The following is a 5,016-nucleotide window of genomic DNA, read 5'->3' as shown; positions in this document are numbered from 1 at the left end:
CAACTACCTTGAAAAACGCCGACCGCTGCCCGGATGTTCAAGTCAGACGATAGACCTCGCGCCCAACTGACGAACAAAATCATGGCAGCCGTACCAAGGCATCGACTTGGCCAAAGGCGCCGGTCGATACGCTGGGCGTAAACCGGATACCAAAATGCATGAACGGGTCATCGCCCTCAAAAGCGGTGGGTGTAGCATTCCGATTAAAGCACGCAGCAAAACACGATGCAGCAACAGTTCGACTTTACGTTTGGTCGTTATCGCTGATAAGCGATGTCATAGGTACCCTCGAGCCTCAAATTTCATGCTTTTTTGATGCAGATCAATAAAGACCCTCTGGGCCTATTGCTGGTGGAACCAAATCGCTGGCTACGCTAACCAAGGCCTGTGTTACGGAAAAATTGCGAAAAAGAGACGATTTATAGATGGTTGGATTACAGAAGACCGTAATCCAGTTACAGCGCTTTGTGATCCTCAATGGAATGCAATGATTTGACCCTAGCGGGCCAGTAAGACTTTTTATTCAAGGAGAAGTTCAATGGCAGGAATTAATAATTGGAGCAGCAATCTGGATGCCTACAGGATACTCCAAGAAGCGCAAAGTTTGACTGAGGTGCTTCCTCACTTAGATACGGCTTTTCCCATTGGGCCTGAAAGCATTGCGCCACCGGAGCATCACAACCATCGCGACCTTATTGGACAAGAGGAACACCGTGTCAGACGTCTTGCTGAAAACAGGAATAAGGGCCGCCCCCTCAGCACGTGCGTTCGGAAACGCCAGAAATAACAGTACGCGAAACTGAAACAAACAGGCTTATGCTTAAACGCTTCTGGATCTTCGGTGCGGAATTTGAATAGAAATCACCTTCCTCTCAGCGTCAACTACTCAGTTTTCAAACTCTATCAGCAATCACGGAAGAAGCACATGACCAATTTTTTTTACCTCGTAAACCCCAATGATATTCGGATTGATCGGAAGTCGAGTCCCCATACTGCTACAGTGCGAGGTGCGGGTGGCGAACCGGTACTGACAGTTCCCGCCAGCCTGCCTGACGAAGAAATAATGCATGTGGTAGACACGTTCAACCTTGTTTATGCGCAGGGATTTGAACTTACCAAACGGCAAGGAGGATAAGACGGCAAAGGTTCGTGTGTAGGAAACTAAAATCCTGCACATCGAGATTGAGACGGCAGCCAGAAAAAGCAGATGCTCCGTCACCGGCTCAGCCGACAGACATGACGGAGTGACTACCAAGCAGTGGAGGCGCAGCGAAATAAGAGCAGTAAGAGGGCCTGTTTCCTACAGGAAGTGCTGGCCGTACGGTTTGTCCCCGAATGCTGCGGGCTCCCCGTTGTCGACATAGCGTGATAGCGCAGTGTCTACATCTCTGATAGAAATTTTCAATGGAATTCAGCGCTTGGTGATGACCACACATAGTTCTGTTATATAAACACATGGCTCAGCGCATAGGGTATGTAGATTATGCAAATCAGGAACGCCTACCTCTCTTCAGTGATAAGGCTGGAGCAGAACACCTCTGATACCTCGCCCAAGTTAGAAGCACCACATAATCCACTTTCACTGAACGAGCACCGTATTGGAATTTTTACAGGAGAGCAAAAGCTATGCGTTCCAGGGTTATAACTACATCGCTGGTAGTCATTATGCTCTCATGTGCATCAGCCGCTCCAGCTTGCTTCTCCGCAGACATGACTCCCAGCGTGTCGAACGAGAGCACGTCAGAGGCGGATTTTCAGCAATGGCTGGCTACTTTCCGCAGCAATGCAACTACTAAGGGCATCGACACAGCCACACTCGATCTTGCCTTCCAAAACATCACTCTTGACCCGACTGTGCACCAGTTGGACATGGCGCAACCAGAGTTCACGACGGCCATCTGGGATTATTTGTCTGAGCGTCTGACTCCGAAGAATACCCAGCAAGGGCAGGAGCTTCTGCAAAAAGAGCCAGTTCTGAACGAGGTAGAGCGTCACTACGGTGTGAATGCGAAGATTATCGCGGCCATCTGGTGTATTGAGAGCGGCTACGGGAAGGATATTGGTAGTCGCGATGTGATTCGTTCCTTGGCCACGCTTGCTTACAAGGGCCGGCGGATGGATTACGGGGCTACACAGTTGATGGCCGCCCTTCATATCCTGCAAAACAAAGACATTGCTCGCGCGCAATTGATTGGCTCGTGGGCTGGCGCGATGGGGCAGACGCAATTCATCCCGACAACCTATCTTGACTATGCAGTTGATTTTAACCACGACAATCGGCGCGACGTTTGGAGTTCCCGTGCCGATGCGCTGGCCTCCACTGCCTCTTATTTAAAACGCAGTGCTTGGAACTCGCGCATCTCTTGGGGACAGGAGGTGCAGTTGCCCGAGAATTTCGATTACGCTCAGGCTGACATGTCGATCAAGAAACCCGTTGCAGAATGGCAACGGCTCGGGGTGATGGGAACGACGCACGCGATTCCGGGCGAGCTCGCACAGGAGCAAGCATCGGTCTTGCTGCCTGCTGGTTATCGCGGGCCAGCATTTATGGTCCTAAGTAATTTCCGTAGCATTCTGCGCTATAACAACTCCATTGCCTATGCGCTAACGATCGGGCTACTAGCCGACAGTTATGCTGGCGGGACAGGCGTGTCTCACCCGTGGCCGACTGATAATCCTCCCTTGGGCAGCATTGCACAGGTAACCGATTTGCAGAAACTGCTGACTGCTAAGGGCTACTCCCTGGGTGCTGCTGACGGTGTGATAGGGGCGATGACCAGGGCGGCCATCCGGGCTTACCAGAAGGATCAGCATTTGCCACCCGACGGTTACGCTAGCACTGTACTACTGGAGAGTCTGCGCCGATAGGTGTACTCACTTCATAGGTTTAGCTCGCTATATTTTTTTGGGGGGGTCGCCGGGTTACACCCCCCAGAAAGAAAGCGAAAAAATTTGTATGATCGTGTGCAGCCCCAGAATAAGATCGCTTCGATATTTATAATTTACCTATTAAAATCATAGTGATACGAATAGCCGTCGGGCACTTCTATTTTTAGGAAGCGCTCTGGGCGCGGATCTGGATCTCTCAAGCCTGGTCTATCGAAAGAAAGGATGTTGACTTGAAAACTCGTGAATATTGTGTAGCGGCAGCGGCCGGTTTAATTGGAGGTAACGTTTCTAGCTTTGTCAAGTGGGGGACGGAAATCCCATTTCCGCCTCGCACACCAGATCGTCCAATCCCGCCTTTAGAGATGCTTGATTCGCTCGGTATCAACGCTAATCAGCTTACCTACGTGTACTCCGAGCACATGGTGAATTATGGCAGCGCCTTGATTCACCAAAGCTTTTCCATTTTTTTCGCCATCTTCTATTGCCTGACTGCCCTTAGATATCCGCGTGTTGCCGTATGGCAAGGTTTTGGCTTTGGCATGCTTGTCACCCTGGCTTTTCACGGGGTAATTTTACCGATGTTTAACTGGGCTCCTCCGCTCTGGGAGCTTCCTCCAGCGGAATGGGCATCTGAAACCTTTGGACACTTGCTATGGATATGGGTGATCGAAGTCATACGTCGCGATCTGCAGCAACGTTGGTCGCCCGGCCCTAGTTAGCTGTAACGGCCTGCAATCGAAATGGCCTCAACCTGCGACCATCGCGTTTTTCGACCGGGATTGATTGCGTCTACCAGCTTGGCGGTAAAGGCGACATTTCAAGCTGTGCCAGCTCTGTGACGCGCAGGCCAGCTGTGTGAGTGAGCCAAAGCAGCAGCACGTCCGCTCTGGCGTGCGGCCTGTCATCGAAGCCACTCTTATGAGGTGTTTGATTTGACCAGGTCGAAGGTATGTTGCACGACGGATCTTGGCTGTAGTGGAACTCACTATCAGGATTGGCGGAAATTCGCTGTCGTTCCAAAGAGAGTCAGCAGCAGGCCTCCGGGAAAGCCTACCACCAGTGTTTATGCGGCGTTATAAGAAAATGCTACCGCGCCTGCTGCTCGATGGCAGGCGCACGGCCCAGACAGGCGCCACCAAACCCCAACCGTCCCGATAACGGTTTCCTACTGACGACAGTTCATTAATCGCGTTTTCTGTACCTGACACCATCTGCAGGTACTGCCACATGCTTCCCTCCAGAACCTTTTGCTTCAGATCCAAACGTAGCCTTTTGGGCTTCCTGGGCTTGGTCATGGCCTCACAGATCACCCTCGCACACGCGGAGACGTGGGTCATTACGGACCGTAACCATCCCGTTCAGACACCGGCACATGTCCGGCTGATTCTCCTGGACGAGCAAGAGCGGCTTGAGACCAAGCTCTCTGAAGGACTGCCGGCGAATCAGCAACAAGCCATCGCCATCATGCAGCAGCGCCTCAAGAGCGCCGATGCGCAGCGCTTGCAACGCGACCTGGCCTTAGCTCAACAAAACCTCGTAGACGCCTGGAGCATTGGGGTCACGAAGGTCCCAGCAGTGGTGGTCGACCGCACGTTTGTTGTGTATGGCGAACCCAATGTTCTGGCGGCGGAACATTGCATTGCCCAGTGGCGTACTGCAGCCAAACATCAAAACGACGCTGGTCAGGGAGATACGCCGCAATGAACCTGCGCAAGCCTTCGGCGTGGGCGACATTGGCGCTGTCGATCTCAACCTGGCCAGCCGCCGCCGCTACAGTGACATCGGCCACCCTCGCCGCCTCAACTCTGTCGCCCGACTGCCTGGAATACAAGGTGGTCGGAATCTGCTACTGGCTGCTTTGCACGCCGTTTGGCTGCAAGGTCAAGACGTCGACCAAGGTTCGTCACTTCGTTCCAGACGCCGTGGTCTCAAGCTATTCGAATACCGGTGAAAACCCCTGGATGGAGGTCTCTTCGGTGAGCTCGCCCACTTCATTTGCCCAAGCTGGCGGCGACGGGACCACCAATCACAATAACGAAGATAGCCTGGCTAAATTCAAAAATGCTGACGTCATTGGCCACCCCGGGGGAGCGACGTTCAGCCGGTTTGCGAGTGCTTCTGGCTACG

Annotated in this window: 5 protein-coding genes; all 5 read left to right on the top strand. The window is 52.6% G+C overall.

What is annotated here, in order from left to right:
• Positions 1-925: 925 nt before the first annotated feature.
• Positions 926-1,135 (top strand): hypothetical protein, encoded by a 210-nt coding sequence (locus ABJ99_RS27670; RefSeq protein ID WP_005736138.1) that lies wholly within the window; start codon positions 926-928, stop codon positions 1,133-1,135.
• A 587-nt stretch (positions 1,136-1,722) separates the two neighbouring features.
• Positions 1,723-2,868 carry a lytic murein transglycosylase gene (locus ABJ99_RS22440; protein ID WP_225620125.1) on the top strand — a complete coding sequence of 382 codons (1,146 nt, stop codon included), beginning with the start codon at positions 1,723-1,725 and terminating at the stop codon, positions 2,866-2,868.
• A 251-nt stretch (positions 2,869-3,119) separates the two neighbouring features.
• The gene (locus ABJ99_RS22435; RefSeq protein WP_054087687.1) at positions 3,120-3,608 is read left to right on the top strand and encodes a YagU family protein; all 489 of its coding nucleotides are present in this window, start codon (positions 3,120-3,122) and stop codon (positions 3,606-3,608) included.
• A gap of 508 nt (positions 3,609-4,116) precedes the next feature.
• Positions 4,117-4,593, top strand: coding sequence for a TIGR03757 family integrating conjugative element protein (locus ABJ99_RS22430; RefSeq protein ID WP_054087686.1), 477 nt, complete (start codon positions 4,117-4,119; stop codon positions 4,591-4,593).
• The coding region (locus ABJ99_RS22425) for a TraU family protein (protein WP_195842916.1) at positions 4,590-5,016 on the top strand (427 nt) is incomplete at its 3' end. The genes ABJ99_RS22430 and ABJ99_RS22425, both read left to right, overlap by 4 nt.

This window comes from Pseudomonas syringae pv. cilantro, from assembly GCF_001293775.1.
Lineage (GTDB): Bacteria > Pseudomonadota > Gammaproteobacteria > Pseudomonadales > Pseudomonadaceae > Aquipseudomonas > Aquipseudomonas syringae_P.
Note: the sequence above shows the minus strand (reverse complement) of the source record. Positions and strands in the feature narration are given on the sequence as shown.